Annotated in this window: 27 protein-coding genes; 8 read left to right on the forward strand and 19 right to left on the reverse strand. The window is 68.5% G+C overall.

The features are described 5' to 3' along the window. Positions 1-58 precede the first annotated feature (58 nt). From FFI97_RS07325 to FFI97_RS07345, 5 genes are all read left to right on the forward strand, one after another. A complete protein-coding gene (locus FFI97_RS07325; RefSeq protein WP_139706352.1) occupies positions 59-3,559 on the forward strand; it encodes a response regulator in 3,501 nt (1,166 codons plus the stop codon). Positions 3,560-3,606: 47 nt separating this feature from the next. Next, positions 3,607-4,437 (forward strand): CheR family methyltransferase, encoded by an 831-nt coding sequence (locus tag FFI97_RS07330; RefSeq protein WP_062480071.1) that lies wholly within the window; start codon positions 3,607-3,609, stop codon positions 4,435-4,437. Beyond that, a complete protein-coding gene (locus FFI97_RS07335; protein ID WP_062480044.1) occupies positions 4,434-5,048 on the forward strand; it encodes a chemotaxis protein CheB in 615 nt (204 codons plus the stop codon). Before FFI97_RS07330 ends, FFI97_RS07335 begins: the two co-directional genes overlap by 4 nt. Next, the gene (locus FFI97_RS07340) at positions 5,038-6,255 is read left to right on the forward strand and encodes a hybrid sensor histidine kinase/response regulator (protein ID WP_095745228.1); all 1,218 of its coding nucleotides are present in this window, start codon (positions 5,038-5,040) and stop codon (positions 6,253-6,255) included. The genes FFI97_RS07335 and FFI97_RS07340 overlap by 11 nt, the downstream gene beginning before the upstream one ends. 91 nt (positions 6,256-6,346) lie before the next feature. Next, the gene (locus FFI97_RS07345) at positions 6,347-6,700 is read left to right on the forward strand and encodes a response regulator (protein WP_235926581.1); all 354 of its coding nucleotides are present in this window, start codon (positions 6,347-6,349) and stop codon (positions 6,698-6,700) included. Between the two features lie 20 nt (positions 6,701-6,720). On the opposite strand, the gene FFI97_RS07350 is transcribed toward FFI97_RS07345, so the two are convergent. The 3 genes from FFI97_RS07350 to FFI97_RS07360 all read right to left on the reverse strand — a co-directional run bounded on the left by FFI97_RS07350 (position 6,721) and on the right by FFI97_RS07360 (position 8,557). Next, positions 6,721-6,951: a hypothetical protein gene (locus FFI97_RS07350; protein WP_070060568.1), complete on the reverse strand. Its 231-nt coding sequence runs from the start codon at positions 6,949-6,951 to the stop codon at positions 6,721-6,723. Positions 6,952-7,136: 185 nt separating this feature from the next. Further along, positions 7,137-7,487, reverse strand: coding sequence for a hypothetical protein (locus FFI97_RS07355; protein WP_139706354.1), 351 nt, complete (start codon positions 7,485-7,487; stop codon positions 7,137-7,139). A gap of 122 nt (positions 7,488-7,609) precedes the next feature. Further along, entirely contained in the window at positions 7,610-8,557 is a 948-nt protein-coding gene (locus tag FFI97_RS07360) for an adenylate/guanylate cyclase domain-containing protein (protein WP_062480056.1), read from the reverse strand. Positions 8,558-8,888: 331 nt separating this feature from the next. Between FFI97_RS07360 and FFI97_RS07365 the strand changes: the two genes are divergently transcribed. Beyond that, complete coding sequence (locus FFI97_RS07365; protein ID WP_062480058.1) at positions 8,889-9,224, forward strand: hypothetical protein; 336 nt, start codon at positions 8,889-8,891, stop codon at positions 9,222-9,224. 52 nt (positions 9,225-9,276) lie between these two features. On the opposite strand, the gene FFI97_RS07370 is transcribed toward FFI97_RS07365, so the two are convergent. The 8 genes from FFI97_RS07370 to FFI97_RS07405 form a co-directional block, all read right to left on the reverse strand. Further along, a complete protein-coding gene (locus FFI97_RS07370; RefSeq protein ID WP_139706356.1) occupies positions 9,277-10,254 on the reverse strand; it encodes an LD-carboxypeptidase in 978 nt (325 codons plus the stop codon). Then, a complete protein-coding gene (tadA, locus tag FFI97_RS07375) occupies positions 10,251-11,366 on the reverse strand; it encodes a tRNA adenosine(34) deaminase TadA (protein ID WP_139706357.1) in 1,116 nt (371 codons plus the stop codon). The genes FFI97_RS07370 and tadA overlap by 4 nt, the downstream gene beginning before the upstream one ends. Next, on the reverse strand, positions 11,356-11,580 hold the full coding sequence (locus FFI97_RS07380) for a hypothetical protein (protein ID WP_095745223.1): 225 nt from the start codon (positions 11,578-11,580) through the stop codon (positions 11,356-11,358). Before FFI97_RS07380 ends, tadA begins: the two co-directional genes overlap by 11 nt. A 1-nt stretch (position 11,581) precedes the next feature. Next, on the reverse strand, positions 11,582-12,217 hold the full coding sequence (locus FFI97_RS07385) for an FMN-binding negative transcriptional regulator (RefSeq protein ID WP_139706358.1): 636 nt from the start codon (positions 12,215-12,217) through the stop codon (positions 11,582-11,584). A 64-nt stretch (positions 12,218-12,281) separates the two neighbouring features. Further along, on the reverse strand, positions 12,282-12,980 hold the full coding sequence (locus FFI97_RS07390; RefSeq protein ID WP_139706359.1) for an ankyrin repeat domain-containing protein: 699 nt from the start codon (positions 12,978-12,980) through the stop codon (positions 12,282-12,284). Continuing rightward, on the reverse strand, positions 12,980-13,480 hold the full coding sequence (locus FFI97_RS07395; RefSeq protein ID WP_056581174.1) for a GlcG/HbpS family heme-binding protein: 501 nt from the start codon (positions 13,478-13,480) through the stop codon (positions 12,980-12,982). The genes FFI97_RS07390 and FFI97_RS07395 overlap by 1 nt, the downstream gene beginning before the upstream one ends. Positions 13,481-13,596: 116 nt before the next feature. Then, positions 13,597-14,253: a response regulator transcription factor gene (locus FFI97_RS07400; RefSeq protein ID WP_139706360.1), complete on the reverse strand. Its 657-nt coding sequence runs from the start codon at positions 14,251-14,253 to the stop codon at positions 13,597-13,599. Continuing rightward, positions 14,250-15,728 carry an ATP-binding protein gene (locus FFI97_RS07405; protein WP_144004397.1) on the reverse strand — a complete coding sequence of 493 codons (1,479 nt, stop codon included), beginning with the start codon at positions 15,726-15,728 and terminating at the stop codon, positions 14,250-14,252. The genes FFI97_RS07400 and FFI97_RS07405 overlap by 4 nt, the downstream gene beginning before the upstream one ends. 61 nt (positions 15,729-15,789) lie before the next feature. Between FFI97_RS07405 and FFI97_RS07410 the strand changes: the two genes are divergently transcribed. Then, on the forward strand, positions 15,790-16,854 hold the full coding sequence (locus tag FFI97_RS07410; protein WP_139706237.1) for a DUF72 domain-containing protein: 1,065 nt from the start codon (positions 15,790-15,792) through the stop codon (positions 16,852-16,854). Continuing rightward, positions 16,826-17,374, forward strand: coding sequence for a GNAT family N-acetyltransferase (locus FFI97_RS07415; RefSeq protein WP_139706235.1), 549 nt, complete (start codon positions 16,826-16,828; stop codon positions 17,372-17,374). Before FFI97_RS07410 ends, FFI97_RS07415 begins: the two co-directional genes overlap by 29 nt. Here FFI97_RS07415 and FFI97_RS07420 read toward each other — a convergent pair. The 8 genes from FFI97_RS07420 to FFI97_RS07455 form a co-directional block, all read right to left on the reverse strand. Further along, positions 17,371-17,730: a GNAT family N-acetyltransferase gene (locus tag FFI97_RS07420; RefSeq protein WP_260684929.1), complete on the reverse strand. Its 360-nt coding sequence runs from the start codon at positions 17,728-17,730 to the stop codon at positions 17,371-17,373. The genes FFI97_RS07415 and FFI97_RS07420 overlap by 4 nt on opposite strands. Positions 17,731-17,906: 176 nt before the next feature. Further along, complete coding sequence (locus FFI97_RS07425; protein WP_139706234.1) at positions 17,907-18,341, reverse strand: DUF3574 domain-containing protein; 435 nt, start codon at positions 18,339-18,341, stop codon at positions 17,907-17,909. A 17-nt stretch (positions 18,342-18,358) separates the two neighbouring features. Continuing rightward, a complete protein-coding gene (gene sbcB, locus FFI97_RS07430) occupies positions 18,359-19,798 on the reverse strand; it encodes an exodeoxyribonuclease I (protein WP_139706232.1) in 1,440 nt (479 codons plus the stop codon). Next, positions 19,799-21,247, reverse strand: a complete 1,449-nt coding sequence (gene cls / locus FFI97_RS07435; RefSeq protein ID WP_139706230.1) for a cardiolipin synthase — start codon at positions 21,245-21,247, stop codon at positions 19,799-19,801. 100 nt (positions 21,248-21,347) lie between these two features. After that, entirely contained in the window at positions 21,348-23,669 is a 2,322-nt protein-coding gene (gene clpA, locus FFI97_RS07440) for an ATP-dependent Clp protease ATP-binding subunit ClpA (protein ID WP_139706228.1), read from the reverse strand. A 67-nt stretch (positions 23,670-23,736) separates the two neighbouring features. After that, entirely contained in the window at positions 23,737-24,096 is a 360-nt protein-coding gene (gene clpS, locus FFI97_RS07445) for an ATP-dependent Clp protease adapter ClpS (protein ID WP_062471456.1), read from the reverse strand. A 141-nt stretch (positions 24,097-24,237) separates the two neighbouring features. Beyond that, positions 24,238-24,822 carry a hypothetical protein gene (locus tag FFI97_RS07450; protein ID WP_139706226.1) on the reverse strand — a complete coding sequence of 195 codons (585 nt, stop codon included), beginning with the start codon at positions 24,820-24,822 and terminating at the stop codon, positions 24,238-24,240. Beyond that, on the reverse strand, positions 24,819-25,862 hold the full coding sequence (locus tag FFI97_RS07455) for an ImpA family type VI secretion system protein (RefSeq protein WP_139706224.1): 1,044 nt from the start codon (positions 25,860-25,862) through the stop codon (positions 24,819-24,821). The genes FFI97_RS07450 and FFI97_RS07455 overlap by 4 nt, the downstream gene beginning before the upstream one ends. Positions 25,863-25,877: the final 15 nt, after the last annotated feature.

A 25,877-nucleotide genomic window follows, 5' to 3' on the forward strand; every position in this document is an offset into this window, starting at 1 on the left:
GACAGGTCAAATGATCTTTTTCGGCAAGACTTGACAAGTTTTGCTTACAAATGCATTCATGAAAACTCCCTCCGCGATCGACCCCGTCGAATTCGACCGCCTGCTCAGCCGCAACCTCAAGCTGCCGCTGCTGGGCGGACTGATCGGCGCCGTGGCGTTCGTCGCGCTGATCCTGTATCTGCTGACGAGCCTGAGCTGGGTCGAGCACACCGACCAGGTCACGCGCGCCGCCAGCGAACTGCAACGCCGCTCCATCGACATGGAAACGGGCATGCGCGGCTTCCTGATCACCGGCGAGGAGAGCTTTCTCGAGCCCTACCAGTCCGCCCTGCCGCGCCTGAAAGCCGACACCGACGCGCTGCGCCGCCAGGTGTCGGACAACCGCCAGCAGGTGGAGCGTGTCGACCGCATCGTCGGCCTGCAGGAGTCGTGGCTGACCTTCGCGCGGGAAATGATCGAGGCGCGGCGCAACGGCATCGATCCGCAGGCCACCGTCCGGCTGGGCCGCGGCAAGCGCCTGACCGACGACCTGCGCGCCGAGTTCACGGCCTTCATGGACACCGAGCAGACGCTGCGCTTCCAGCGCAACACCGAAGCCAACCGCACGAGCTGGTGGGTGGTCGGGCTGTTCCTTCTGTTCACGCTGGTGTACTCGGGCCTGGTGGCGTTCTTCGGGCGCCGGCAGCTGATGCGGCTGTCCGACAGCTACGACGTGGTGCTGCGCGAGCAGGCGGCCCACGCCGAGCGGCTGTCGCAGGAGGCCTGGCTGCGCAATGCGCAGACCGAACTGGTGGGCGAGCTGGTCGGCGAACTCAGCGCGCCGGACATGGGCCGCAAGATCCTCGCGTTCTTCTCGCGCCATCTCGGCAGCTCCGTGGGCGCGCTCTATGTGCGCGAGCGCCACGGCCCGCTGCGCCGCGCCGCGAGCTACGGTTTTTCGAGCGAGGCCGAAGCCTCGCCGCAGGTGTTCTCCCCCACCGAAAGCCTGATCGGCCAGGCGGCGGCCGAGCAGCGCCGCATGCTGATCGATCCGGTGCAGGCCGATTACCTGAAGGTCAACTCCGGCCTGGGCGAGATGGCGCCCAAGGCCGTGCTGCTGCTGCCGGTGGCGGCCGACGGCGCCGTCAACGGCGTGCTCGAACTCGGCCTGCCGGGCACGCCCGACGCGCGCAGCGAGCAACTGTTCGACCTCGTGGCCGACGACATCGGGACCTCGCTGGCGGCGGCGCGCTACCGCGAGCAATTGCAGGACGTGCTGGCTGAAACGCAGCAGCTCAACGAAGAACTGCAGGTGCAGCAGGAAGAGCTGCGCACCGCCAACGAAGAGCTCGAAGAACAGTCGCGCGCCCTGCGCGCCTCGCAGGCCATGTTGGAGAACCAGCAGGCCGAGCTGGAGCAGACCAACAGCCAGCTCTCCGAGCGCACCGAGGCGCTCGACCAACGCAACACCGCCCTGCGCCGCGTGCAGCGCGACCTGGAAGACCGCGCCGACGAACTGCAGCGCGCCAGCCGCTACAAGTCTGAGTTTTTGGCGAACATGTCGCACGAACTGCGCACGCCGTTGAACAGCGCGCTCATCCTGGCCAAGCTGCTGGGCGACAACCCGCAGGGCAACCTGTCGCTGGAGCAGGTGAAGTTCGCGGAATCGATCTACGCCTCGGGCAACGACCTGCTGGTGCTGATCAACGACATCCTGGACATCGCCAAGGTCGAGGCCGGCAAGCTGGAACTGGTGCCCGAGGAGGTGCCGCTCGACAAGCTGGCCCAGAGCCTGGAAAGCACCTTCCGCCCGCTCGCGACCGACAAGAACCTGGAGTTCCGCCTGGAGCTGCGGCCCGACGCGCCCGCCCTGCTGGTCACCGACCGGCAACGCGTGGAGCAGATCCTGAAGAACCTGCTGTCGAACGCGATCAAGTTCACCGAGCGCGGCGAAGTGGCGCTCACGGTGTCGGCCACGGCCGACGGCGGCGCGGCCTTTGCGGTGCACGACTCGGGCATCGGCATCGACCCGCAGCAGCACGAGCTGATCTTCGAAGCCTTCCGCCAGGCCGACGGCACCACCAGCCGGCGCTACGGCGGCACAGGGCTGGGCCTGTCGATCTCGCGCGACCTCACGCAGCTGCTGGGCGGCTCGCTGACGGTGAAGAGCGAAACCGGCCAGGGAAGCACCTTCACGCTGCAACTGCCGCCGCGCGCGCCGCAGACGATGCCGGCGCCGGCCATGCCGGTGGGCACGCTGCGTTCGGTGTCGAGCGCCTCGCCCTCGCATGCACCCGCCGTGCTGTCGCCGCCGCCGCTCGCGCCCCCTGCCCCGGCGCCGGTGGTGCCGGCCCCGCGCTTCGCGGACGACCGCTCGATTCCGCGCGACCAGGTGCGCCGCGTGCTGGTCATCGAGGACGAGCCGCAGTTCGCCCACATCCTGTACGACCTGGCGCACGAGCTGGGCTACCGCTGCCTGGTGGCGCACGGCGCGGCCGACGGCTTCGAGCTGGCCACGCAGTTCGTGCCCGACGCGATCCTGCTGGACATGCGCCTGCCCGACAGCACCGGCCTGGACGTGCTGCAAAAGCTCAAGGACTCGCCGCACACGCGCCACATCCCGATCCACGTGGTCTCGGCCGCCGACAACGCGCAGGCCGCCGCGCTGCACATGGGCGCCATCGGCTTCGCGCTGAAGCCGGCCACGCGCGAGGAGCTGACCAAGGTGTTCGGCCGGCTGGAAGAAAAGCTCACGCAGAAGGTCAAGGTCGTGCTGCTGGTGGAAGACGACGCCTTGCAGCGCGAGAGCGTGATCCGGCTGATCGGCGACGACGACATCGAAATCGTCGCGGTCGGCTCCGGCGAGGAGGCGCTGGCGCTGCTGCGCACGCGCGTGTTCGACTGCATGATCACCGACCTGCGGCTGCCCGACATGCAGGGCAGCGAGCTGCTCAAGGCCATGGCGGCGGAAGAGATCGTGTCGTTCCCGCCGGTCATCGTCTACACCGGGCGCAACCTCACGCGCGACGAAGAGACCGAGCTGCAGCGCTACTCGCGCTCGATCATCATCAAGGGCGCGCGCTCGCCCGAGCGGCTGCTCGACGAGGTGACGCTGTTCCTGCACAAGGTGGAGGCCTCGCTGTCCAGCGAACGCCAGGGCATGCTGAAGACGGCGCGCGGGCGCGACCGCATCTTCGAGGGCCGCACCATCCTCCTGGTGGACGACGACGTGCGCAACATCTTCGCGCTCACCAGCGCGCTGGAGCAGCGCGGCGCCACGGTCGAGATCGGCCGCAACGGCCGCGAGGCGCTGGAGCGCCTGGACCAGGTCAGCGAGATCGACCTCGTGCTGATGGACGTGATGATGCCGGAGATGGACGGCCTGGAAGCCACGCGCCACCTGCGCGCCGACCCGCGCTTCGCGAAGATGCCGGTGATCGCCATCACCGCCAAGGCCATGAAGGACGACCGCGACCAGTGCCTGGCCGCCGGCGCCAGCGACTACCTGGCCAAGCCGGTCGACCTGGAGCGCCTGTTCTCGCTGCTGCGCGTGTGGATGCCGAAGATGGAGCGCCTGTGACCCGCAAGCCCCTTCCCGCCGCGCTGCAGGACCCGGCCACCGCCCCCATGCAGCCCCAGCCGCTGAGCGACACCGAGATCGAGCTGCGCCTGCTGATGGAGGCCATCTACCTCAAGTACAGCTACGACTTCCGCAACTACACCACGGCCTCGCAGAAGCGCCGCGTGCTGTATGCGCTGGAGCAGCTCGAGCTGCCCAGCATCTCGGCGCTGCAGGACCGCGTGCTGCGCGACGCGGCGCTGTTCGGCCAGCTGCTGCAGTTCCTGACCATTCCCGTGAGCGAGATGTTCCGCGACCCGGCCTACTTCCTGGCGCTGCGCCGGCACGTGGTGCCGATCCTGCACACCTACCCGTCAGTCAAGGTGTGGGTCGCGGGCTGCAGCACGGGCGAAGAAGTGTTCTCGCTGGCCATCCTGCTGCGCGAGGAAGGCCTGCTCGAGCGCACGCAGATCTACGCCACCGACATCAACCCGGCCTCGCTCGAGAAGGCGCGCCAGGGCATCTTTCCGCTCGAGGCGATCCGCGGCTACACGGCCAACTACCAGCGCGCGGGCGGCCTGAGCGCGTTCTCCGACTACTACACCGCCGCCTACGAGGCCGCGCGCTTCGACCCCTCGCTGTGCGCCGACGTGATCTTTGCCGACCACAGCCTGGCCACCGACAGCGTGTTCGCCGAGACGCAGCTGGTGTCGTGCCGCAACGTGCTGATCTACTTCAACCGCCAGCTGCAGGACCGCGCGCTCGGACTGTTCCACGAGTCGCTGTCGCACCGCGGTTTTCTCGGCCTGGGCTCGAAGGAAAGCATCGACTTCTCGGGCTACGCCGACCGCTTCGACGCCCACGCGCGCGCCGAGCGCATCTACCGCAAGGTCGCATGAAGCGCGCCGGCACGCAGCACCGTCCGTTTCCGGTTCGCCGCGTCGAGGCCGTGGTGCTCGGCGCCTCGGCCGGCGGCATCGACGCGCTCAGCGCGGTGCTCGACGGCCTGCCGGCCAACTGGCGCATTCCGATGGCGGTGGTGCTGCACCTGCCCGAATCGCACGAGAGCCACCTGGCCGAGATCTTCGCGCAGCGCCTGCCGATTCCCGTGCACGAGGCGCTCGACAAGATGCCGCTGGTGGACGGCTGCCTGTACTTCGCGCCGCCGGGCTACCACCTGTCGATCGAGCGCGGGCGCCGCTTTTCATTGAGCTGCGAGCCGCCCGTGCTGTTCTCGCGCCCGTCCATCGACGTGCTCATGGCCTCGGCCGCCGATGCCTACGGGCCCTCGGTGGCCGGTTTTCTCATGACCGGCGCCAACGAGGACGGCGCCGAAGGCCTGCTGCGCATCCACCGCGCCGGCGGACTCACCGCCGTGCAAGACCCGAAAGAAGCCCTGGTTCCCACCATGCCCCTCGCCGCCATTGCGCGCCACGCCCCCGACCACGTGCTTCGGCTGCGCGACCTGCGCATCCTGCTGCAGCTACTGGAGCCCGCCCATGCCCATTGAGGTCGAAAGCAAGCTGCTGATCGTCGACGACCTGCCCGAGAACCTGCTGGCGCTCGAGGCGCTGATTCGCGCGCCCGGGCGGCTGGTGTACCGCGCCGGTTCGGCCGAGGCCGCGCTGGCGCTGCTGCTGGAACACGAATTCGCGCTCGCCATCGTCGACGTGCAGATGCCCGGCATGAACGGCTTCGAACTGGCCGAGCTGATGCGCGGCACCGAGCGCACGCGGCACATCCCGATCATCTTCGTGAGCGCCGCCGGGCGCGAGATGAACTACGCCTTCCAGGGCTACGAAAGCGGCGCGGTCGACTTCCTGCACAAGCCGCTCGACCCACACGCGGTGGTCAGCAAGGTGAGCGTGTTCGTCGACCTGCACCAGCACCGCAAGGCGCTGCGCCACGAAATGGAATCGCTGGCCGCCGCGCACCGCAAGCAGGAAGAGCTGGTGCAGCAGCTGCAGCACACGCAGCGCGAGCTGGAGCGCGCGGTGCGCATGCGCGACGACTTCATGTCGATGGTGTCGCACGAGCTGCGCACGCCGCTGAACACGCTCTACCTGGAGGCGCAGCTGCGGCAGCTGCACCTGTCCAAGGGCAAGCTCGACAGCTTCTCGCCCGAGAAGCTGCCCACCATGATCGAGCGCGACCAGCGGCAGATCCGCAACATGGTGCGCCTCATCGACGACATGCTCGACGTGACGCGGCTGCGGCGCGACGCGCTGTCGATCCAGACGAAGCCGGTCGACCTGGCCGAGCTGGCCCGCGCCGTGGTCGACAACCTGCGCCACCAGGCCGAGGCCGCGGGCTGCACCATCAGCCTGGACGCGCCCCCGGCGCTGCGCGGTGTGTGGGACGAGTTCCGCATCGAACAGGTGCTGACCAACCTCTTGACCAACGCGCTGCGCTACGGCGGCGGCAAGCCGGTCGAGATGACGGTGCGCCAGGACGGCGACCACGCGGTCGTGAGCGTGCGCGACCAGGGCATCGGCATCTCGCCCGAGGACCACCAGCGCATCTTCGAGCAGTTCGAACGCACCGACGTCAGCCGCAAGCACGCGGCCGGGCTGGGCCTGGGGCTGTACATCACGCACAAGATCGTGAGCCTGCATGCGGGCCGCATCGGTGTGGAGAGCACGCCGGGCCACGGCGCGCGCTTTTTCGTCGAGCTGCCGCTGCAGCCGCCGCCCGCCTCGGCCGACAGCGGGAAGTAACAAACAAGGCCTCTGTTACGGATTCCGGTAGGCACAGCGTCGATACTGCGGGATCGCAATCAATGGATGCCGAGAGAAAACAACTGTGAATGTGCTGATCGTCGACGACAACGAGGCCGCGGCCGACCTGCTGCGGGAGCTGCTGACGCTGCAGGATCACACCGCCCGCTGCACCTACACGGCGCAACAGGCGCTGGACGCAGCGGCCGGCGAGCGCTTCGATGCGGCGCTGATCGACCTCACCCTGCCCGACTTCCCGGGCACCGAGGTGGCGCGCCGGCTGCGTGCCACGGCCGCAGAAGGCACGCCGCGGCTGCTGGTGGCGATTTCTGGTTTTTCGGAGCGGGACGCGGCGAATGCGGCGCCGGGCGAGGTGCTGTTCGACCACCACCTGCAAAAGCCCATCGACATCGGGGCGCTTGAGCGCATCCTCGCGCCGGGCTGATCCGGCCCTCTCCTCACCTGTCAGCGCATCGCGCGGTAGCGGTAGAGGCGAAAACCTTCCTTCTGGATGAAGCCGCTGGGCTCCCAGCCGCGTGCGAGCGCACGGTCGGTGATCTGCGCCATCTGCAGGCCGATGCTGTCCTGGAGGTTGTCCCCCACGGCCAGCTCGAACTTACGGAGTTCGCCGTCCAGGGCCTCCACCGCCGCAATGGCGGCCTCGACATCGGTGAAAGGCCGAACGCTGGTCTGCATTTTTTGTCGCTCCTTCGGCACTCTGCGCGCCTGTTGAACGATCCAAGGCAAGTGTCATGCCCCGGGCCCGAACCCTTCCGCAGGCATGAAATGAATTCTTTGATCTTACAAATGTGACTGAATGTGACGTTTTCGTCAGAGTTCACGCCAAGAATTGGCATGCCTGCAAGCTTGCGGATCGCCGGTCAATCGCGGTCGTCATCGTCGTCGTCATCGTTCGGCGCACGGTAGGGATAGCCGGGGCCGTAGTACAGGCGCCCGCGCGGCGGGACGTAGATCGGGGCCGGCCGGTAGTACACGGGTGGCGGCGGACGGTAGTAGGCCCGCGGCGGTGGCGGCTCGTAGTAGATCGGGGCCGGGTACGCATAGACGGGCGGCGGCACGTAGTACGGCGGCGCATAGACCGCACCGGGCGTGCCGATCTGCACCGACCAGCTCGTGCGCGCGCTGGCGGCACCCGTGGCGAGCAGCGCGCCGGCCGCGATCGCGGCAGCGGCGGCCCATCTGAAAACAGAAGAATCACTTGGGGAATGCATGGTGGCTCCAGGCCTGGCGCGAACGGCGCCGGCGTGGTCCTGCAACGCCACATGTCCCTGCGTGGTGCACCACGAAGCGCACCAGCTGGTTGCCAAACGTGAACGGGATTCCCAGTCGGCCTTCAGTTCACGATGGCCCGGCGCGACAGCATCACGTCGTCGCCCGTCGTGTTGAAGGCGATGGTCGGCGCACTGAAATCGCTCAGCGGCGCGCCCAGGCCGATCTCGCCGCGGCCGTGCAGCACGCACTCGTCGCGCCGCAGCGCGATCTCGTGGCTCGGCCCGCCATTGCCGTGGAAGCGCACCCAGGTGCCGTAGGTGCTGACGTCGATCAGCACGCAACTGCCCTGCCGCTCCTCGATGCGCGCATGCAGCCGCGACACGCGCGGGTCGTTGACCACGAACTGCGCGTCGCCCACGCGCCCCAGGTGAATGGGCAACTGGTCGATGCGAAACATGGAGCGCACGTCGAGCCATGCGAGTTCGATGCGGCCGAAGGTGGAATCGGGCAGCCGCGCCGGCAGCAACGCGGCCGGCACGGTGAGAAAGCTGGTGAGGTCTTCCTGCCAGTCGATGCGGTGGACGATCGACATCTCGGTGCGCCCGCGGATGCTGATGGGCCCGAGGTCGCGGTGCTGCACCGCGCCTTCGTGCAGTTGCTGGATCACCGCCTCGGTGACCCAGATCTGGCCGGGGCCGGCCAGGTCGCTCAGGCGCGAGGCCAGGTTGACGGCGTCGCCGAAGCAGTCGCCCTCGACCTCGACCACGTCGCCGCTGGCCACGCCGATCTGCAGCGCCATGCGCAGCGGCACGGGCCAGCCGGCCAGGCGCTTCTGGTGGTAGCGCTGCAACTCGATGACCGCGTGCGTGGCGGCGGCGCCGCTGGTGAAGATGGCGAACACGCCGTCGCCGAGCGATTTCACGACCCGGCCGCCGTGGGCCTCGCACACACGCCCGATCCATTGGGTCAGCCGCGTCACGGTTTCGGTGGCACGTGCATTCCCCATGGCCTCGAAGACCCTGGTACTTCCGGTCAAGTCCGCGAAAACGACTGTGGAATTGACACCCATACTGTTTTTTCTTGGCGGCAAGCGCTAGTTATGTTGCTCTGGACCTTTCGCCGCTCCTGCGAGAAGTTTCCCCGACATGCGCCTTCACATGCAAGGAACGATCCGCAGAAGCTTCTTGTTGACGCTGCATCGACGGGGCCAGCTTGGCGCATCGTGCAGATGAATGCCAAAGTTTTTTAATACTTTTGCGCTCAAAATTCAAATGACAACAAAAGAGACCGCTAAAGCTTGTTGTTTGCAAACAAGAAACGGTGTTTCACATCTTGTGTCCCGGCGAACTGAGGCTTAAGGTAGCGACCGTCTCAGCTCCCGGCAATACGCTTTTCGTGACATGCTGCTCTTTCGCCGCCTTTTTCAGCTCCTGAACGTACCCGGCCTGGGCTCGCGGCAGGTTGCGGAAAGTCAGCTCGGGCGCATCCGTACGGCGATGCTGTCGGTGCTCCAGGGCCGCGGCGGCCAATCGATCCAGCGCGTCAGCCAACGCGTGCGCTTTGCGGTCGATGTCGAGACCCTCTGGTACCTGCGCCAGGACGTGATGGTCGCGCTGAGCGCCATCGACGGCGAATCGGCTGCGCGGCGCCAGATGAAAGAAATCAACAGCATGTTCAAGGGCGGCCTGCCCGGCTCGATGGGCCCGCGCGTCCATCAGCGTTTCACCAACCAGTGATGTCCTGATCGGCCGGCATCGCAGCGGCACCGGTGGCCGCTTGCGAGCTGGCTCAATGGTCGTGGCCGTGATGGTCGTGACCGTGGTGATCATGGTCATGGTGGCCGTGCCGATGGCCCCACACCAGGAACACGTCGCGCCCCTCGGCGGCCAGCGCCACCTTCGCACCCACCGGCAGCAGCACCTTGGTCTGCACATGCCCGAACGGCAGGCCGGCAATGACCTGCACCTTCTTCAGGCTGGCGCGCAGCCGGTCGATCACCGTGTTCATGCCGAAGCCGCGGTCGTAGCCGGCGATGTTGCGCACGCCCGTGAACTGGCCGAACACGACGGCCTTCTGGCGCGCCAGCACGCCCGCGAGCTTCAGCTGGTCGAGCATGCGTTCGATGCGGTACGGGTGTTCGTTCGTGTCTTCGATGAAGAGCACGCCCTTGTCGACCACCGGGAAGTACGGCGTGCCCAGCAGGCTGGTCAGCACGCAGAGGTTGCCGCCCCAGAGCACGGCGTCTTCGATCGGCTTGACCTTGAGCTCGGCATCGCGCGCCGGCATGCGCCAGCCGGTGCCTTCGCCCTGCCCGCTCAACAGGTCGTCGAAGCAGGCTTCCATGATGTCGTCGGCGCCGCCTTCGGCGCCGAAGTCTTCGCCGACCGCAGGGCCGGACCAGGTGACGGCGCCGTTCTTGGCCAGCAGTGCGTTCTGCAGGGCCGTGAAGTCGCTGCAGCCGACGAACTCGGTGCCCTTGTCGATGGCCTTGGCCAGCGCCTTGTACGGCAGCGCGTCGAGGATGCGCGTGAGGCCGTAGCCGCCGCGCGCGATCAGCGCCACGTCGGCGCCGCTGGCGGCTGCGCGCGAGATGGCGGCAAGCCGGGTGGCGTCGTCGCCCGCGAAACGCTGGTGCGCCAAGAGCGCGGCTTCATCGACTTCGACTTCATGGCCCAGGGCCTTCAGCCGCGCCACGCCGCGCCGGAAGGCGGCCTTGTCGCGGATGGCACTGGAGGGGGAATAGATGTAGATATGTTTGGACGTCACGTCGTCGAGTATCCCATTGCGTCCCGGATCTGCCGGGCCAGGGGGGCGGCCTGCGCCACCGTTGGACCGCCCGATACAGCCCGTGGGCCCAGCGCGCGCAGCGCGGCTTCGTAGCCCCGGTCGGGGAACGGCGCGCGCCAGGCGTCCTTGGCGCGCACGCCGCTGTCGGGTGCGGCGAGCGTCGCGGTGAAGCGGCCCGGTGCCGACGTTTGCAGCAGCGCGGCCAGTTCGCCGCCCGCCGCGCTGTGCACCAGCGCGAGCGGTTCGGGATGCACCTGCTCGAGCCACGCCAGCAGCACGTCGCGGTGCCATTCGAGCTGGTGCGTCGCCTCGCGCTTGGGCTTGTCGCTCTTGCCGAAGCCGATCAGGTCGGGCACCAGCGTGCGCAGGCCGGGCGTGCCGACGAGGTGGCGGAAGAAGTAACCCCACTCGCCTGGGCCATGCAGGCAAAGGACGTCCGCCACGCGGCCGTCGCTGCCGGCCGGGCCGGACTCGTCGATCCAGTGCAGGCGCCAGCCTTGCAAGATTGGCAGGTCTTGGACGTGATGCGGCGCGAATTCGAAATCGATGAGCGGGGCAAAGCGTTCAGCAGGCGTGCGCAAGGCGTCGTCGCGCAGCGGCTCGGCCTGCGCGCGCGCGACGCTGCGGCGCTGCTGGAAGAAGCGCTGCAGCAACGCACTGCAGTCGTCGGCCAGCACGCCGCCCTGCACGCGGGTGTGGTGGTTCAGCTTCGGCTCGGCGAAGAGATCGAGCACCGAGCCCGCGGCGCCGGTCTTGGGGTCGGCGGCGCCGAACACCACGCGCGCCAACCGCGAATGCAGCATGGCGCCCGCGCACATCGCGCAAGGTTCGAGCGTGACGAACAGCTCGCAGCCGTCGAGCCGGTAGTTGCCGAGCGCGGCGGCGCCGGCGCGCAGTGCATTGATCTCGGCGTGCGCGCTCGGGTCGTGCTGCGCCACGGGCGTGTTGCGGCCGGTTGCGATGACCTGGCCGTCCTTCACCAGCACCGCGCCCACGGGCACCTCGCCCGCATCGGCTGCGCGCTGCGCTTCCTGCAGCGCGAGCGCCATCCAGTGCGCGTCCGATGTCGATGCGGCCGGCTCAGTTGTCATCGGGCATCTTGCGGGCCTGGGCCGCGGCGTCGAGGGCGTCCTTGACCTGTTGCTGGACCTGCTGCGCCTGCGTGCGCGCATCGACCGCCGCCGGGGCGGATACGCCAGGTACGGCCGGTTGTTTGGCGACCGCAGTGCGAGAGAGCTGCTGCTTCGCCAGCAGCCCGACGACGACCAGCGCGAGCACGAGGCCGATCAAACCGAACATCCGCATCTCAGCGCGCCTCCGGTGCGACGGCCATGCCGAGCCGGTCCATCCACACGGCCAGCGCCTGTTCGTCCGCCGAGCCGGCGCGGTAGACCTCGCGCATCGCCGCATGCGATTCGGGCCGGTGCTGGTTGAGCTTGATCTTGCATTGCAGCGCCGTCACGTGCAGCTCGAAGCCCATGATGCCGGCCAGCATCTTGCGCTGGAACTCCTCGCCGAGGTCCTTCCACTGCTGGGCGTAGGCCGGCTCGTGGTCGCCGATGAGTTTCTTGAGCAGCGCGTCCTTGGCCTCGGGCGTCTCGACGAGCCGGGCTTCGACGGTGCAATGGACCGCGAGGTAGTTCCATGTCGGCACCCGCGCCAGGTCGGGATAGACCGAAGGCGACAGGTAGGCGTGCGGGCCCTGGAACACCACCACCGCGCGCGGCCGCGCCTGCAGGTAGCGCCAGTGCGGGTTGGGCTTGGCGCAGTGGCCCAGCAGCACCAACACATCGCCCTCGCGCTGCTCGGCCACGATGGGCAGGTGCGTGACGAAGGGCAGGCCCTCGTCGTCGTTCGAGATCAGGTTGGCAAAGGGGTGGTCGCGCATCAGGCCCAGCGCGACGGCCGGGTCCTTGGCGTTGAACTGCGGAGGCATGTACATGGGGCGGTTCCTCGTGGGGAGGTCCGATTGTCCCCGAGTCGCCCCCGGCTTGCGGCGCAGCAGGCTACTTGGCGCGTGCCGCTTCGAGCTGCTTCACCATCGCGGTGTAGCCGCGCGCCTTTGCGAGCTGCAGTGGCGTGAGGCCCTGGCGGTCGGCCAGTTGCAGGTTGGCGCCGCCGGCGATCAACGCGGCCAGCGTGCGCTGGTGGCGTGCGCCACCGTCACCGAGCACGATCGATTCGATCACCGCCGTCCAGTGCAGGTTGTTCACGTGGTCCAGCGGCGCACCGGCCGCGACCAGCCGGCGCACGACCTCGTCGTGCCCCAGGTGCGCAGCGGCAATCAATGCGGTGCCGTCGTAGCGGCTGGTGACCTGCCCGGGCTTGGCGCCCAGTTGCAGCAGCAGCGTGAGCGTGGTCACGTCGTCGGCCACCGACGCGATGGTCACGGCGTCGTAGCGGTCGTCTTCGAGCAGGTCGATGTTCGCGCCCGCCTTGGCGAGCAGCGTCACGGCGTCGCGCTGGCGTGCATAGGTGGCGACCTGCAGCGGCGTGCGGCCGCGCGCGTCGCGCGCATCGAGGCTGGCGCCGGAGGCGATCAGGCTCTTGAGCTTCGGCAGATCGCCGTGCCAGGCCGCGCGATGCAGACCCTCGTAGGCCAGCACCTCGGCGGCCAGCGGCGGCACCTGGGCCGCCGCGCCGGGCGCGGCGCTCCAGCCGATTGCGGCGGCGAGCACCGCCGACCAGAGACCGCGCGCCGTCATCAGAGCTGGCCCTTGACCTTCTCGAGCGCGGCGTTGGCGCACTGCTCGTCGAGGTGGCCGCCGGGCGCACCGCCCACGCCCACGGCGCCGATCACTTCGTTGCCCGACTTGATCGGCACGCCGCCGCCCAGCAGCAGGAAGCCCGGCAGGTACACGAGGTTGGCGGCGCCGGGGTTCTTCTGGGCGCCTTCCATCATGGCTTGCGTGGGGCTCTTGGCCGAAGCCGAGGTCCAGGCCTTGCGTTCGCTCGACGACAGCGTGTGCGGGCCGGCGTTGTCGGCGCGCTGCACGGCGCGCACGGTGCCGGCGCGGTCGACCACGGTGGCGGCCACGTTGTAGCCGTTGGCGGCGCAGGCGGCCACGGTTTCTGCGGCGATCTGGTTGGCCAGCGCGAGCGAGATGTTCTTCTCGGTGCGAACAGCGGGGGCCGGCGTCTGGGCCTGGGCGACGGAAGCAGCGAGCAGAACGGCGAGGCCGCCAACGCGGATGATCGATTGCATGTGTTGTTTCTCCAGTGATGAGAGGGTTCGTGCCGGCCTGTGCCGACCACGGTGTCACTGTAAAAAATAAGGTCCGCTGCAACCATTCGTACGGCTACGCCCAGCCCTCCGTAGAACTACGGAGCGCCCTCTTCTCCTGCATCCGACGCCAGTACGGCATAGCGCCGGATCAGCTGCGCCAGCGAGTCGCAATCGAGCTTGGCGAACAGGTTGGCGCGGTGGGTCTCGACGGTGCGCGGCGACAGCGCCAGCACGCGCGCGATCTCCTTGTTGGTGAGCCCCTGCACGATGAAGGCCAGCACCTCGCGCTCGCGCTCCGACAGCTGCGCCACCCGCTCGCGCGCGGCGTTGTCGGCCTGCGAGCGCTCGCGCGTGCGCACATGCTGGCGCACGGCCTGCTGCAGGGCTTCGAGCAGCTGCTCGTCGTCCACCGGCTTCTCCAGGAACTCGGCCGCGCCGGCCTTGAAGGCGCGGCGGCACATCTCGACCGTGCCGTGGCCGGTCAGCATGATCACGGGCTGGTCGACGCCCTGCGCCACCAGCCGGTCGAGCACCGTGAGGCCGCTGATGCCGGGCATGCGCACATCGAGCACGATGGCGCCGACGCTCGCGCGGTCGAAGCCGTCGATGAAGGCCTGCGGATCGGCCCAGCCCTGCACGCGCAGGCCGACGGTGCCGATCAGCAGCGACAGGCTGTCGCGCACGGCCTGGTCATCGTCGATCAGGTGGATCAGGGGCGATTGCGGCTGGTCCGCGGTGGTTGGCGTGTTCATGTCGAAGGTGCCACCAGCGGCAGCAGCAAGGTGAAGCGCGCACCGCGCGGCGAGGCATTGGCGGCGCTCAGGCTGCCGCCCATGCCGCTGGCCAGCGTTTCGCTCAGGCTCAGGCCGAGGCCCAGGCCGCCTTCGCGCGTGCTGAAGAAGGGTTCGAACAGGCGCGGCAGCGCCTCGGGCGCAATGCCGCGGCCGTTGTCGGTGACGGTCAGCACGCCCTCCTCGCCGTTGCGCCCAACCGAGACCACGAGGCGCCGCTCGGCGGCGGGCACGAGGTCCAGCGCCTGCATCGCGTTCATCAGCAGGTTGTGCACGATCTGCTCCAGCGCCACGGCCTCGGCCTGCACGCGCACGGGCGCCTGCGCGCTGGCGTCGAACTGGGCCGCCACGCCGTGGCGCGCGAACTCGGGCGCCAGCAGGTGCATGGCGCTGCGCACCACCTCCTGCAGCACCAGCGGCTTCACGTCGCCGCCGGCCTCGGGACGTTCGATGACGCGGCGCAGGCGGCCGACCACGCCCGAGGCACGGCGGGCCTGTTCGACGGCCTGCCCCATCGCGTCGCGCGCGGTGGCGAGGTCGGGCGGGTCGTCGTCGAGCAGGCGGCGCGCGGCCTGGGCGTTGGCCAGCACGGCCGTGAGCGGCTGGTTGAGCTCGTGCGCCAGCCCGGCCGACAGCTCGCCCAGCGCATTGAGGCGCGCCACCTGGCCCAGCCGCAGCAGTTCTTCGGCGCGGCGCCGCGCGATGCGCTGGCGCTGCGCGGCCCACAGGCCCGCCAGCAGCAGCGCCATCGCCACCGCCCAGCCGCCGATGGTGCGCCACGGCAGCTCGGCCCAGCCGACCTGGCGCTCGGCCACCAGCTCGAAAGGCTGGCTCGGCGACGCCAGTTCCTTGCTCAGGCTGTAGCGCCAGCCATGCGCGGCCGATTGGCCGTGTTGCAGCACCAGTTGCTGGCCGTCGCGCTGCAGGACCAGGCGCACGGGACTGCGCTGCGGGTTCATCGGCCAGTCGCGCCAGGGCACCGAGCCGACGAGGTCGATCTCGAGCGCATAGCTCAGCGGCTCCGAGCCGATCACGAGCTGGTAGCGGCCATGCGGCAGATCGAGCACGGCCAGGTCGGCGCGGCGCTCGGCGCGCGAGCGGGCCTCGGCGGCGGCCAGCGCGTCGGCGTGCTCGGCATCGGGCCAAGGCTCGTCGGCCGCGCGCCGCTGCACGCGCAGGATCGACGAGTACACCGACGGCAGGCGACGCTCGGGGTAGTCGGCGCCGGCGTTGGGTTCCAGCAAGGCGAGCGTGGCCAGCACCGCGTCGTACTGCACCACCTGCTGGCTCATGAGGCGGTGCGCAATGCGCGCATCGGTCTCGAAATCCTGCTGGAGCCGGGTCAGCTCGGCGCGCGCGAACCACACGGCGCCGGCGGCCGTGAGCACCAACCAAGCCAGCCACCAACCGCCCCGCGTACGCAACCACTGTGTCATGGCGCGGATTGTGCCCGGCGCCGACGGGCCTCCCCGCTTGGCCGAAAATGCCGACCCAGACATGGCTGACGTGCAGGACTCCCTCTTTTCCGACCTCCCCGAACTTCCGCGACCGGCCGAAGCGGCCGACGCGCCGCCGCCTTCGCCGAAGAAATCGCGCGGCGCCACCGTGAAGCCGGTGGCACCCGACGCGGCGCTGGTCGCCCTCGCCGCCGAGTTGCCGCCGCAGCTGCGCCTGGGCACCTCGTCGTGGAGCTACCCGGGCTGGGCCGGCCTGGTCTGGGACGGCGACTATGCCGAGACCGTGCTCTCGAAGAACGGCCTGTCGGCGCTCGCGCAGCACCCGCTGCTGCGCACCGTGAGCCTGGACCGCAACTTCTACCGCGCCCTCACCGCCAGCCAGTACGCGCGCTACGCGGCCATGGTGCCGGACGACTTCCGCTTCGTCGTGAAGGCCCCGAGCCTCGTGACCGACGCCACCGTGCGCGACGAAAGCGGCCGTGGCACGCAAGCCAACCCGGTGTTCCTGAGCCACGAGATCGCGCTGCAGGAGTTCGTGCAGCCGGCGCTCGACGGGCTGGGCCACCGCATCGGCGCGCTGGTGTTCCAGCTGAGCCCGATCCCCGCGCACCTGCTGGCCGACCAGCCCGCGCTGATCGCCCGCATCGGCGCGATGCTGGCGGCGATGCCCGACCTGAAGCCCATCGCGCCCGACGCCGTGCTCGCGGTCGAGGTGCGCGACCCGCAGCTGCTGTGCCCCGCCTTCGCCGACATGCTGCGCAGCGTGGGCGCGACCTTCTGCATGGGCCTGCACGCGAAGATGCCGCCCATCGAAGACCAACTGCCGATGCTGCGCGCGCTGTGGCCCGGGCCGCTCGTGTGCCGCTGGAACCTGCACCGCCGCCACGGCCGCTTCGGTTATGAAGACGCCGAAAAACTCTACGGCCCTTTCGACAAGGTGCTCGACCCCGACCCCGAAACCCGCGCCGCGCTGGCCAAGGTGATCGCCGGCACCGCGGGCGCCGGGCAGAACGCCTTCGTCACCGTGAGCAACAACGCCGAAGGCTGCGCGCCGCTGACCATCGCCTCGCTGGCGCATGACATCGTCGACCGGATCTCCCGCTAGGACGCCCGCCATGCCTTCGATCTCGTTCCGGCCGCTGCAATCCACGGACTTCGCGATGCTCCACGACTGGCTGTGTCGCCCGCATGTGGCTGAGTGGTGGACGCCTGTGCCGACGCTCGCCGAGGTCGAGGCCGACTTCACGCCGATGCTGGCGCCTGACTCGCCCGACCGCGGCTACATCGCGCTGTACGGCGGGCAGCCTTTGGGATTCATCCAGTCGTACGTCGTGATGGGCTCGGGCGACGGCTGGTGGGAAGACGAGCGCGATCCGGGTGCGCGCGGCATCGACCAGTTCCTGGCTCAGGCGGACCAATTGAATCGCGGACTCGGCAGCGCGATGGTCCGCGCCTTCACGAACCAGCTGTTCGCCGACCCGGCGGTGACGCGCATCCAGACCGATCCGTCGCCGCGCAACGCCCGCGCGATCCGCAGCTACGTCAAGGCCGGCTTCCGTGCGCTGGGCGAGGTGGTCACGCCCGACGGGCCCGCGCTGCTGATGGTGCGCGAGCGCGGCGCTTAAGCCGCAGGCGGCGCAGCGCCGAGGTCGCACCACATGTGGACCTTCGACGAGAACACGCCATCGAGCACGGTGGCCATCGGCTCGACGCCGAAGACCTGGAAGCCGCAGCGCTCGTACAACGCCTGCGCCGGGCGATTGCCTTCGGTCACCGTCAGTTGCACCACGCGCACGCCGCCGAGCGTGCGTGCATGCGCGAGCAAGGCCCGCACGAGTTGTCGCCCGGCGCCCGCGCGCCGTGCCGATTCCGCCACCACCATGCCGAACAAGGTCGCCTTGTGGCGCGTGCGCTGCCGCGATTCGCGACCCAGCCCCGCCGCGCCGATCAGCGCGCCGGTGGCATCGAAGGCGCCGTACACCACCTCGGCGGCATCGGCGTCCGTGCGCAGGCGCGTCTCCCACCACGTCGGCGGCAGGCTGGCGCTCTTCGACCGTGGAGGTGAAGGCTTCGGGGTGCCGCGCGTAGGCGTCGAGCATCAGCGCGCGATAGGCCGGCGCATCAGCGGGGACCAAGCGGCGAACGGTGGGAGCGGCTTCAGAAACGGGCACAGACGGACTGCCTTTCCTGCAACACCGCCTCTTGCGCGAAGCGCTGGCGGTAGGTGTCGACCAATGCGGCGATGGCCGTGTCGGCCTTGGCGTCGCGCGGGTGCAGCAGCACGACCAGCTTCGAAGGCTCGCGCACCACCTGCCCCGACGCACCACGCCACTGGCCGGCGGCGTCGATCACCGTGAAGCCTTGCGGAAAGGCCGGCGTGACGCGGGTGTCGAGAAAGTTGGCCCAGTCGGCGTCGGACACCTGACCGCCCGTGGGGATGGCGCGGCCGAAATAGAGGGTGTCGCGCTCGAAGGCCTCGAAGCCCGCGGCGCAGTGGCCGGACGGTCCTGCGGCGCAACCTGCAAGCACCGCAGCGGCCAGCACGCCCGCCATGCCTGCGCGAGACAGCCTGGGGCGTGCGACGTTGTTCATGCCGGCCCCTCGGTCTTTCAGGCCTCGGGCGCGATCGACTCGGCGTACTCGTACAGCGCGCCCAGGATTTCCTCGCCGCGCTCGTCGGCGTTCTCGGACAGCGCATCGACTTCGCTGAACAGCGCCTCGATGGTGCGCGCCCCGCCCTCGCCTTTGAAGAGACGTGCGACGCGCAGCGCTTCCCAGCGCTCGGTCTCTTCCTCGTTCAGCGACTCGGGCCAGTTGCGCGCGCGGTAGCGGAAGAGGATTTCGTCGAGCCGCCCGTCGTCGAAGGCCACGCGCTCCTTGGCGAGCCCCTCGGGCGACAGCCCGCGCAGCTGGTTCAGGCGACGGCGGTCTCCGTTGCCGACGAAGCCGCCGTAGAGGTCTTCATCGACATCGGGCGTCGCTTCCTTCGGGCGGGAAAAAACCTGCGACCAGATCGCGCTCATGTCGGGCAGGTCGCGCGCGATGGCGGCGTGGCGCATGGCGGTGTCCATGTCGACGCCCCAGCGCTCGGCCATGGCCGGTGCCAGCGTGCGCAGGTTGCCGACCACCATCGGCGACTTGTTCAGGTGCACGCTCTTCATCGGCAGCCGCGTCATGCCTTCGGGCAGATCGGCGGTCCGCGTGAACAGGCGCAGGCGCAGCGTCTCGGCGTCGAGGTCGCGCAGCTCGCTCGGGTCTTGCGACAGGTCCCAGGCCAGCAGCTCGTTCTTGTTGGTCGGGTGGCTGGCCAGCGGCCACATCACGGCCAGGCAGCCGCGCTCGACCGGGAACATGCCCGACACATGCAGGAAGGGCTTGGCGGTCTCGCGCATCGCGGGCAGGCCGAGTTCCATCGCCACGCGGTCCTTCTTGTGCAGGCCGAAGGCGAAGTCGAACAGCTTGGGTTGCTTGTCACGGATGAGCCGCGCCAGCGCGATGGTGGCGCGCACGTCGGACAGCGCATCGTGCGCCGACTCGTGCAGCAGGCCGTTGGCGCGCGCCAGGTCTTCGAGCTTGAAGCTGGGCTTGCCGTCTTCCTTCTTCGGCCATTCGATGCCGTCAGGGCGCAGCGCATACGTGAGGCGCACCACGTCGAGCAGGTCCCAGCGGCCGCAGTCGTTCTGCCATTCGCGCGCATACGGGTCGATGAGGTTGCGCCAGAACAGGAAGCGCGTGACCTCGTCGTCGAAGCGGATGGTGTTGTAGCCCACGCCGATGGTGCCGGGCTGCGAGAAGGCCTGCTCGATGTGGGCCGCGAACTCGTGCTCGGGAACGCCGCGCTCCAGGCAGACCTGCGGCGTGATGCCGGTGATCAGGCAGGCCTCGGGGCTGGGCAGGTAGTCCGGCGCGGGCTTGCAATAGATCATCAGCGGCTCGCCGACTTCGTTGAGCTCGGCGTCGGTGCGGATGGCTGCGAACTGCGAGGGACGGTCGCGGCGCGGCACGGCGCCGAAGGTTTCGTAGTCGTGCCAGAGAAAGGTGTGGTTCATTCAGAGCAAGGGAGAAAACAGTCGCGCAATGGCGTCGCCGAGGCGGCGCCAGAAAGTCTGCGGGCGGTGGGCGCGCACCGCGCCAGAGCTGTGCAGGTCGGTTTCGAACTGCGCCGCCAGCGGCTGGGTCAGCGCGGGTCCGTAGACCACGGCGCAGACCTCGAAGTTGAGCCGGAAGCTGCGGTTGTCGAAATTGGCGGTGCCGATCATCGCGCAATGGTCGTCGACCACCAGCGTCTTGGAGTGCAGCATGCGTTCCTTGTACTCCCAGATCTTGACGCCCGCGGCGATCAGCTCGTCGAAGTACGAACGCGCGGCAGCGCTCACGATGGCCGAGTCGCTGCGGCGCGGCACGAGCAGCCGCACGTCGACGCCGCGCAGCGCCGCGCTGGTCAGCGCCATCAGCGCGGGCTCGCCCGGCACGAAGTACGGGGTGGTGAGCCAGGCCCGGCGCGTGGCCGAATGGATGGCCTCGACGTGCATGCGGTGGATGGCCTCGAAAGCGTTGTCGGGGCCGCTGGTGACGATCTGCACCGGGATGTCGCCCGCCTCCACCTGGGGCAGCAGCGCGTCCAGCACGGCGTCGGAGCGGTGCTGCTTTTCGCCGGTGGCGTAGCTCCAGTCCTCGAGGAAGGTGGTCTGCAGCCAGCGCACCGCGCTGCCTTCGATGCGCACATGCACGTCGTGGTAGGCGTCCTTGGGGTTGGTGCGCTTGTCTTCCTCGTCGGTGATGTTCACGCCGCCCGTGAAGCCCACGCGGCCGTCGCACACCACGATCTTGCGGTGGGTGCGGTAGTTGGTCACGGGGCGCAGGCGCCGGCCGATCTTGGTGTCGTGGAACAGCGCCACCTCCACACCCGCCGCGTGCATCGGCGCCATGAACTTGCGGCCGATGCGCTTGGAGCCGAGCGCGTCGAGCAGCAGGCGCACCCGCACGCCGGCCTGCGCACGCTCGACCAGCAGGTCGCGCAAGGCGGTGCCGATCCGGTCAGGCTCGAAGATGTAGTACTCGAGGTGGACGTGGTCGCGCGCCGCGCGCACGGCTTCGAAGATGGCGTCGAAGGTGCGCGCGCCGCCCGACAGCAGCTCGACGCCCGTGGCGCTCGACACCGGCAGGCCGCAGGCGGCGGTGCCCAGCCGGGCCATCTGCTGCAGTGCCGGCGGCGCATGCTGCGAGGCGTCACGCAGCCGCGCCAGGTCGGCCTGCGCATGGGCGTTCGCGCGGTTGCGCAGGCGCTTGAGCCGCTGCTTGCGCAGCCGCTGCGGCCCCAGGAAGTAATAGACGATGAAGCCCGCGAACGGCAGCAGCGCCAGCGACAGGATCCAGCTCATGGTGGACACCGGCGCGCGCTTTTGCATCACGATCCAGATCGACAGCACGGCGATGTAGCCGCTCCACGCCAGGGAGAGGCCGGTTTTCCATTCGTGGCTGAGTTCGGGGAGGATCAAGGCAAAAGCGGTTGAAGGCGGGGTGTTTTCGGCCGGCCCAAAGAAAAAGGCCAGCAGCGAATGCTACCGGCCTTTGACTTCGTTCCTCAGAGAGGCGGGATCAGCCCGTGGCGGCTTCCTCGGCTTCAGGCTTCGACTTGCCTTCCTTCTTCGGGATCGGCTGGATGTCGAGCAGCACTTCGTCCTTCTCGTCGAGGTCGACTTCGAGGCGACCGCCGTCGGTCAGGCGACCGAACAGCAACTCGTCGGCCAGTGCACGACGGATCGTGTCCTGGATCAGGCGCTGCATCGGACGTGCGCCCATCAGCGGATCGAAGCCCTTCTTCGCCAGGTGCTTGCGCAGCTTGTCGGTGAAGGTGACCTCGACCTTCTTCTCGCTGAGCTGGGTTTCCAGTTGCAGCAGGAACTTGTCGACCACGCGCAGGATGACCTGTTCGTCGAGCGCCTTGAAGTTGACGATGGCGTCCAGGCGGTTGCGGAATTCAGGCGTGAACAGGCGCTTGATGTCGCCCATTTCGTCGCCGGCCTGCCGCGCGTTCGTGAAGCCGATGGTCGCCTTGTTCATGGTCTCGGCACCCGCGTTCGTCGTCATGATGATGATGACGTTGCGGAAATCGGCCTTGCGCCCGTTGTTGTCGGTCAGCGTGCCGTGGTCCATGACCTGCAGCAGCACGTTGAAGATGTCCGGGTGCGCCTTCTCGATTTCGTCGAGCAGCAGCACCGCGTGCGGCTTCTTCGTGACAGCCTCGGTCAGCAGACCGCCCTGGTCGAAACCGACGTAGCCCGGAGGCGCGCCGATCAGGCGGCTCACCGCGTGACGCTCCATGTACTCCGACATGTCGAAGCGAATCAGCTCGATGCCCATGATGTAGGCCAGCTGCTTGGCCGCTTCGGTCTTGCCGACGCCCGTGGGGCCGGAGAACAGGAACGAGCCGATCGGCTTGTCGCCCTTGCCCAGGCCCGAACGCGCCATCTTGACCGCGGAGGCCAGCACTTCGAGTGCCTTGTCCTGGCCGAACACCACGCTCTTGAGGTCGCGCTCGATCGTCTGCAGCTTGCTGCGGTCGTCGTTGCTGACGTTGGCCGGGGGAATGCGCGCGATCTTCGCGACGATTTCCTCGACCTCGGTCTTGCTGATGGTCTTCTTGCGCTTGCTCGGCGGCAGGATGCGCTGCGCGGCACCGGCTTCGTCGATGACGTCGATCGCCTTGTCGGGCAAATGACGGTCATTGATGTACTTGGCACTCAGCTCGGCGGCGGCCTGCAGGGCTGCCACCGCGTACTTCACGCCATGGTGTTCCTCGAAGCGCGACTTCAGGCCCTTGAGGATGTCGACGGTTTCCTGCACCGACGGCTCGACCACGTCGACCTTCTGGAAACGACGCGACAGGGCCGCATCCTTCTCGAAGATGCCCCGGTATTCGGTGAAGGTGGTCGCGCCGATGCACTTGAGCTGGCCGCTCGAGAGCGCGGGCTTCAGCAGGTTCGACGCGTCGAGCGTGCCGCCCGAGGCTGCGCCCGCACCGATCAGCGTGTGGATTTCGTCGATGAAGAGCACGGCGTTCGGCTTGTCCTTGAGCGACTTGAGCACGCCCTTCAGGCGCTGCTCGAAATCGCCGCGGTACTTGGTGCCGGCCAGCAATGCGCCCATGTCGAGCGAGTAGACCTGCGCCTCGGCGAGGATCTCGGGCACGTCGCCCTGGGTGATGCGCCATGCCAGGCCTTCCGCGATCGCGGTCTTGCCCACGCCGGCCTCGCCCACGAGCAGCGGGTTGTTCTTGCGCCGGCGGCACAGGATCTGGATGACGCGCTCGACCTCGTACTCGCGGCCGATCAGCGGATCGATCTTGCCGTCCTTGGCGAGCTGGTTGAGGTTTTGGGTGAACTGCTCGAGCGGCGAGGCCTTCTCGTTGCGTTCGCCGCCACCCTCTTCGCCCTCGCCCTGAGGCGCTTCACCGCTGCCCTTGACGGCTTCCGGCGGATCGCTCTTCTTGATGCCGTGGGCAATGAAATTGACCACGTCCAGGCGGGTGACGCCCTGCTGGTGCAGGTAGTACACGGCGTGCGAATCCTTCTCGCCGAAGATCGCGACCAGCACGTTGGCGCCGGTGACTTCCTTCTTGCCGTTGCCGGTGGACTGCACGTGCATGATGGCGCGCTGGATCACGCGCTGGAAACCCAGGGTGGGCTGGGTGTCGACATCATCGGTACCCGCCACTTGGGGCGTGTTGTCCTTGATGAAGTTGGTGAGCGACGCCCGCAGGTCGTCGACGTTCGCCGAGCAGGCGCGCAGAACTTCCGCCGCGCTCGGGTTGTCCAGCAAAGCGAGCAGCAGATGTTCCACGGTGATGAACTCGTGGCGTTGCTGCCGGGCCTCGACGAAGGCCATGTGCAAGCTGACTTCCAGTTCCTGGGCAATCATGTGATTTCCTTTTGCCTTGCTGTAAATAAGTTCTCAGATGGGTTGGAGCGCGTGCAATTCAACTGGTTCACGCGACCGGTTCGCTGACACATTGCAGCGGGTGCCCTGCCTGCTGCGCGGCCTCCATCACCTGATTGACCTTGGTGGCCGCCATGTCGCGGGAATAAACCCCACAGACACCCCGGCCATCGAGGTGGATCTTGAGCATGATCTGGGTCGCCGTTTCTCGGTCCTTGCTGAAGTATTCCTGCAGGATGACGATCACGAACTCCATCGGCGTGTAGTCGTCGTTCAGCATGACGACCTGGTACATCTGGGGCGGCGCCGTTTTTTGCGGGCGGCGCTCCAGAACGACCGAATCTCCGTCGTCGCCCGCCGGTTTCTGCGCCGGTGGGGTGCTGGGAGTTTTGGGAATTCTCGTTGCCATGAAAAAGATTCTATAGAGCGTGCAAGCACCGTGCCGACGCCAACAGACTTGGTGACGCCTATTCGACAAATCAAGAGGCATGCGGCGTGTACGACAGCACGAAGACAGACGTAAAAAAAACCGGCAGATTGCCGGTCTTTTTTACAGATTGCGCAGAACGGGACCTTTGGGCACCGGCAATTTCCGGCCCGGCACCCGGGTCGGGACCGGCAGATCGGGCGGCAAGGCGTCGATTTCTTCGTCGGTGAGTTCGCGCTCGGGGGCCGACTCTGCTTCCCGGTGAACGGCGGCGGGCAGCGCGAGCGGCACCGTTGAGTTTTGCGGCTCGGAATCCTCGTGCAAGGCCGGTACTGGTGGCGCTGGTCTCGGCCGCTGCGGGGGTGACGGTGCAACGGGCGGCGCAACCGGCCCCCCTCTTCTGCCCGGCCACGTAGGGAGCGCTGGCGACAACGCCTGCCATTCAGCCAGCCGCCGCGCATCCTGCTCAGCCTGCCACCGCGTCAGCGCCAAGCGTTGCGCTTTCTGATGTGCGGTCTGCTGCTGCCCGAGCAGCGCCAATTCGGCGCGGATCGCCAGCCGCATCTGTTCGCGCTCCGAATCCGAGGCACGGCGCTGCGCGTCGAGTTGCCTGCCGAGCCTGTGCGAGAACACCCAGAGGCCGAGCAAGGCGCCAGCGGCGCCGACCGCGAAGCAGACGACAAGAAAGTGGGCCTGGATCAGCGTCACAGCGAAGCCTCCTCATCGGCATCCCATTTGCGCAGCAGATCAAGTGGAATGGCATCGGCCACCTGGGAAAACCGCAGGCCGGTCATGCGTTCGGCCTGCTTGAGCAACACGGCGACAGGACTGCTCGGTTCGTGGTTCTCGAACCATCGGCGGGCCTTGCGAATGTCACCCAAGATGTCGTCGCGTGTTGCGAGGCCCTCGCCTGCTGGCGTGCTTGCCGGCCACGACGGGAGTGGGTCAGGCCTTGCTGCGGCCGCGACAGGCGGCGCCGACGACCCGGTTCGCTGGAATGGGGCCAGCAACCGCACCAGCGGATGCAGTGGAGGCGCGTCCAGCCCCAGGTGCTGGGCGGCCCAGCCGACGATCTGCGCCGCCGCCTCTGCCGCTTGCGCCAACAGGCGCAGCGGCGCCTGGTCGTCGCCCGACGCAGCGGCCCCGAGGTCTGCCAACTGCTGCGCCATGGCCTCCGGACTGGCTGCGTCCGGCGCCCGGGGCATCGCAAAGGCGCGCTCGACTTCACGCACTGTCAGGTGCCGCGCGGCATTGGCTGCAATGACGACTTCTCGCACGTCGCTCAACAGGCCCTCCGGATCGGCCAGCGCAGCGAGCGCATTGGCGCGCACGGCCGGGTCGCGCTCGCCTTCGATCACCAACTGGGGGTGCACCGCTTCGGGCCAGGTCCGGAGCGCCTCGACCAGCAGCACCAACGACTGCGCAAGCCCTGCCGCCTGCGCCAGCCGGGTGCGCGCGCGGCACAGCCAGACAAAGAGATTGATGTCCCGCGTCCGCAACAGCAGCCGGCGGCAGTCCCGTTCGATCTCGGCCCAGTTCGGCGCGTCGGGTGCTCCGACGAACTGCCCGTATTGCGCATCGCCACGCGGGGACATGCGCGCCAGCAGGACGGCGTATTCGGCGTCGTACTCCAGGCTGGGGCCACAAGGCGCTGTCGCGCTGAAGGGAGACAGCCGGTCGCCCGCCTCGATGCGGGCGCGCGTGGCGTAGGCGGTGGGCTCGGCGTCGGTGTGGATGGGAGCGGTCATGGAGCAGGTTTCTCG

The sequence above is a fragment of the Variovorax sp. KBS0712 genome, from assembly GCF_006323185.2.
GTDB classification, from domain to species: Bacteria; Pseudomonadota; Gammaproteobacteria; order Burkholderiales; family Burkholderiaceae_C; genus Variovorax; species Variovorax boronicumulans.

Coding starts and splice junctions, on each gene's coding strand:
- FFI97_RS07405 (WP_144004397.1), bottom strand. CDS start 15,728: ATGACACAGTGGTTGCGTACGCGGGGCGGTTGGTGGCTGGCTTGGTTG.
- FFI97_RS07455 (WP_139706224.1), bottom strand. CDS start 25,862: ATGACCGCTCCCATCCACACCGACGCCGAGCCCACCGCCTACGCCACG.
- clpS (WP_062471456.1), bottom strand. CDS start 24,096: ATGGCAACGAGAATTCCCAAAACTCCCAGCACCCCACCGGCGCAGAAA.
- FFI97_RS07335 (WP_062480044.1), top strand. CDS start 4,434: ATGAAGCGCGCCGGCACGCAGCACCGTCCGTTTCCGGTTCGCCGCGTC.
- FFI97_RS07385 (WP_139706358.1), bottom strand. CDS start 12,217: ATGTACATGCCTCCGCAGTTCAACGCCAAGGACCCGGCCGTCGCGCTG.
- tadA (WP_139706357.1), bottom strand. CDS start 11,366: ATGACAACTGAGCCGGCCGCATCGACATCGGACGCGCACTGGATGGCG.
- FFI97_RS07415 (WP_139706235.1), top strand. CDS start 16,826: ATGACATCGTCGACCGGATCTCCCGCTAGGACGCCCGCCATGCCTTCG.
- FFI97_RS07325 (WP_139706352.1), top strand. CDS start 59: ATGAAAACTCCCTCCGCGATCGACCCCGTCGAATTCGACCGCCTGCTC.
- FFI97_RS07365 (WP_062480058.1), top strand. CDS start 8,889: ATGCTGCTCTTTCGCCGCCTTTTTCAGCTCCTGAACGTACCCGGCCTG.
- FFI97_RS07380 (WP_095745223.1), bottom strand. CDS start 11,580: ATGCGGATGTTCGGTTTGATCGGCCTCGTGCTCGCGCTGGTCGTCGTC.
- clpA (WP_139706228.1), bottom strand. CDS start 23,669: ATGATTGCCCAGGAACTGGAAGTCAGCTTGCACATGGCCTTCGTCGAG.
- FFI97_RS07410 (WP_139706237.1), top strand. CDS start 15,790: ATGGCTGACGTGCAGGACTCCCTCTTTTCCGACCTCCCCGAACTTCCG.
- FFI97_RS07330 (WP_062480071.1), top strand. CDS start 3,607: ATGCAGCCCCAGCCGCTGAGCGACACCGAGATCGAGCTGCGCCTGCTG.
- sbcB (WP_139706232.1), bottom strand. CDS start 19,798: ATGAACCACACCTTTCTCTGGCACGACTACGAAACCTTCGGCGCCGTG.
- FFI97_RS07400 (WP_139706360.1), bottom strand. CDS start 14,253: ATGAACACGCCAACCACCGCGGACCAGCCGCAATCGCCCCTGATCCAC.
- FFI97_RS07355 (WP_139706354.1), bottom strand. CDS start 7,487: ATGCATTCCCCAAGTGATTCTTCTGTTTTCAGATGGGCCGCCGCTGCC.
- FFI97_RS07390 (WP_139706359.1), bottom strand. CDS start 12,980: ATGACGGCGCGCGGTCTCTGGTCGGCGGTGCTCGCCGCCGCAATCGGC.
- FFI97_RS07340 (WP_095745228.1), top strand. CDS start 5,038: ATGCCCATTGAGGTCGAAAGCAAGCTGCTGATCGTCGACGACCTGCCC.
- FFI97_RS07425 (WP_139706234.1), bottom strand. CDS start 18,341: ATGAACAACGTCGCACGCCCCAGGCTGTCTCGCGCAGGCATGGCGGGC.
- FFI97_RS07350 (WP_070060568.1), bottom strand. CDS start 6,951: ATGCAGACCAGCGTTCGGCCTTTCACCGATGTCGAGGCCGCCATTGCG.
- FFI97_RS07395 (WP_056581174.1), bottom strand. CDS start 13,480: ATGCAATCGATCATCCGCGTTGGCGGCCTCGCCGTTCTGCTCGCTGCT.
- FFI97_RS07360 (WP_062480056.1), bottom strand. CDS start 8,557: ATGGGTGTCAATTCCACAGTCGTTTTCGCGGACTTGACCGGAAGTACC.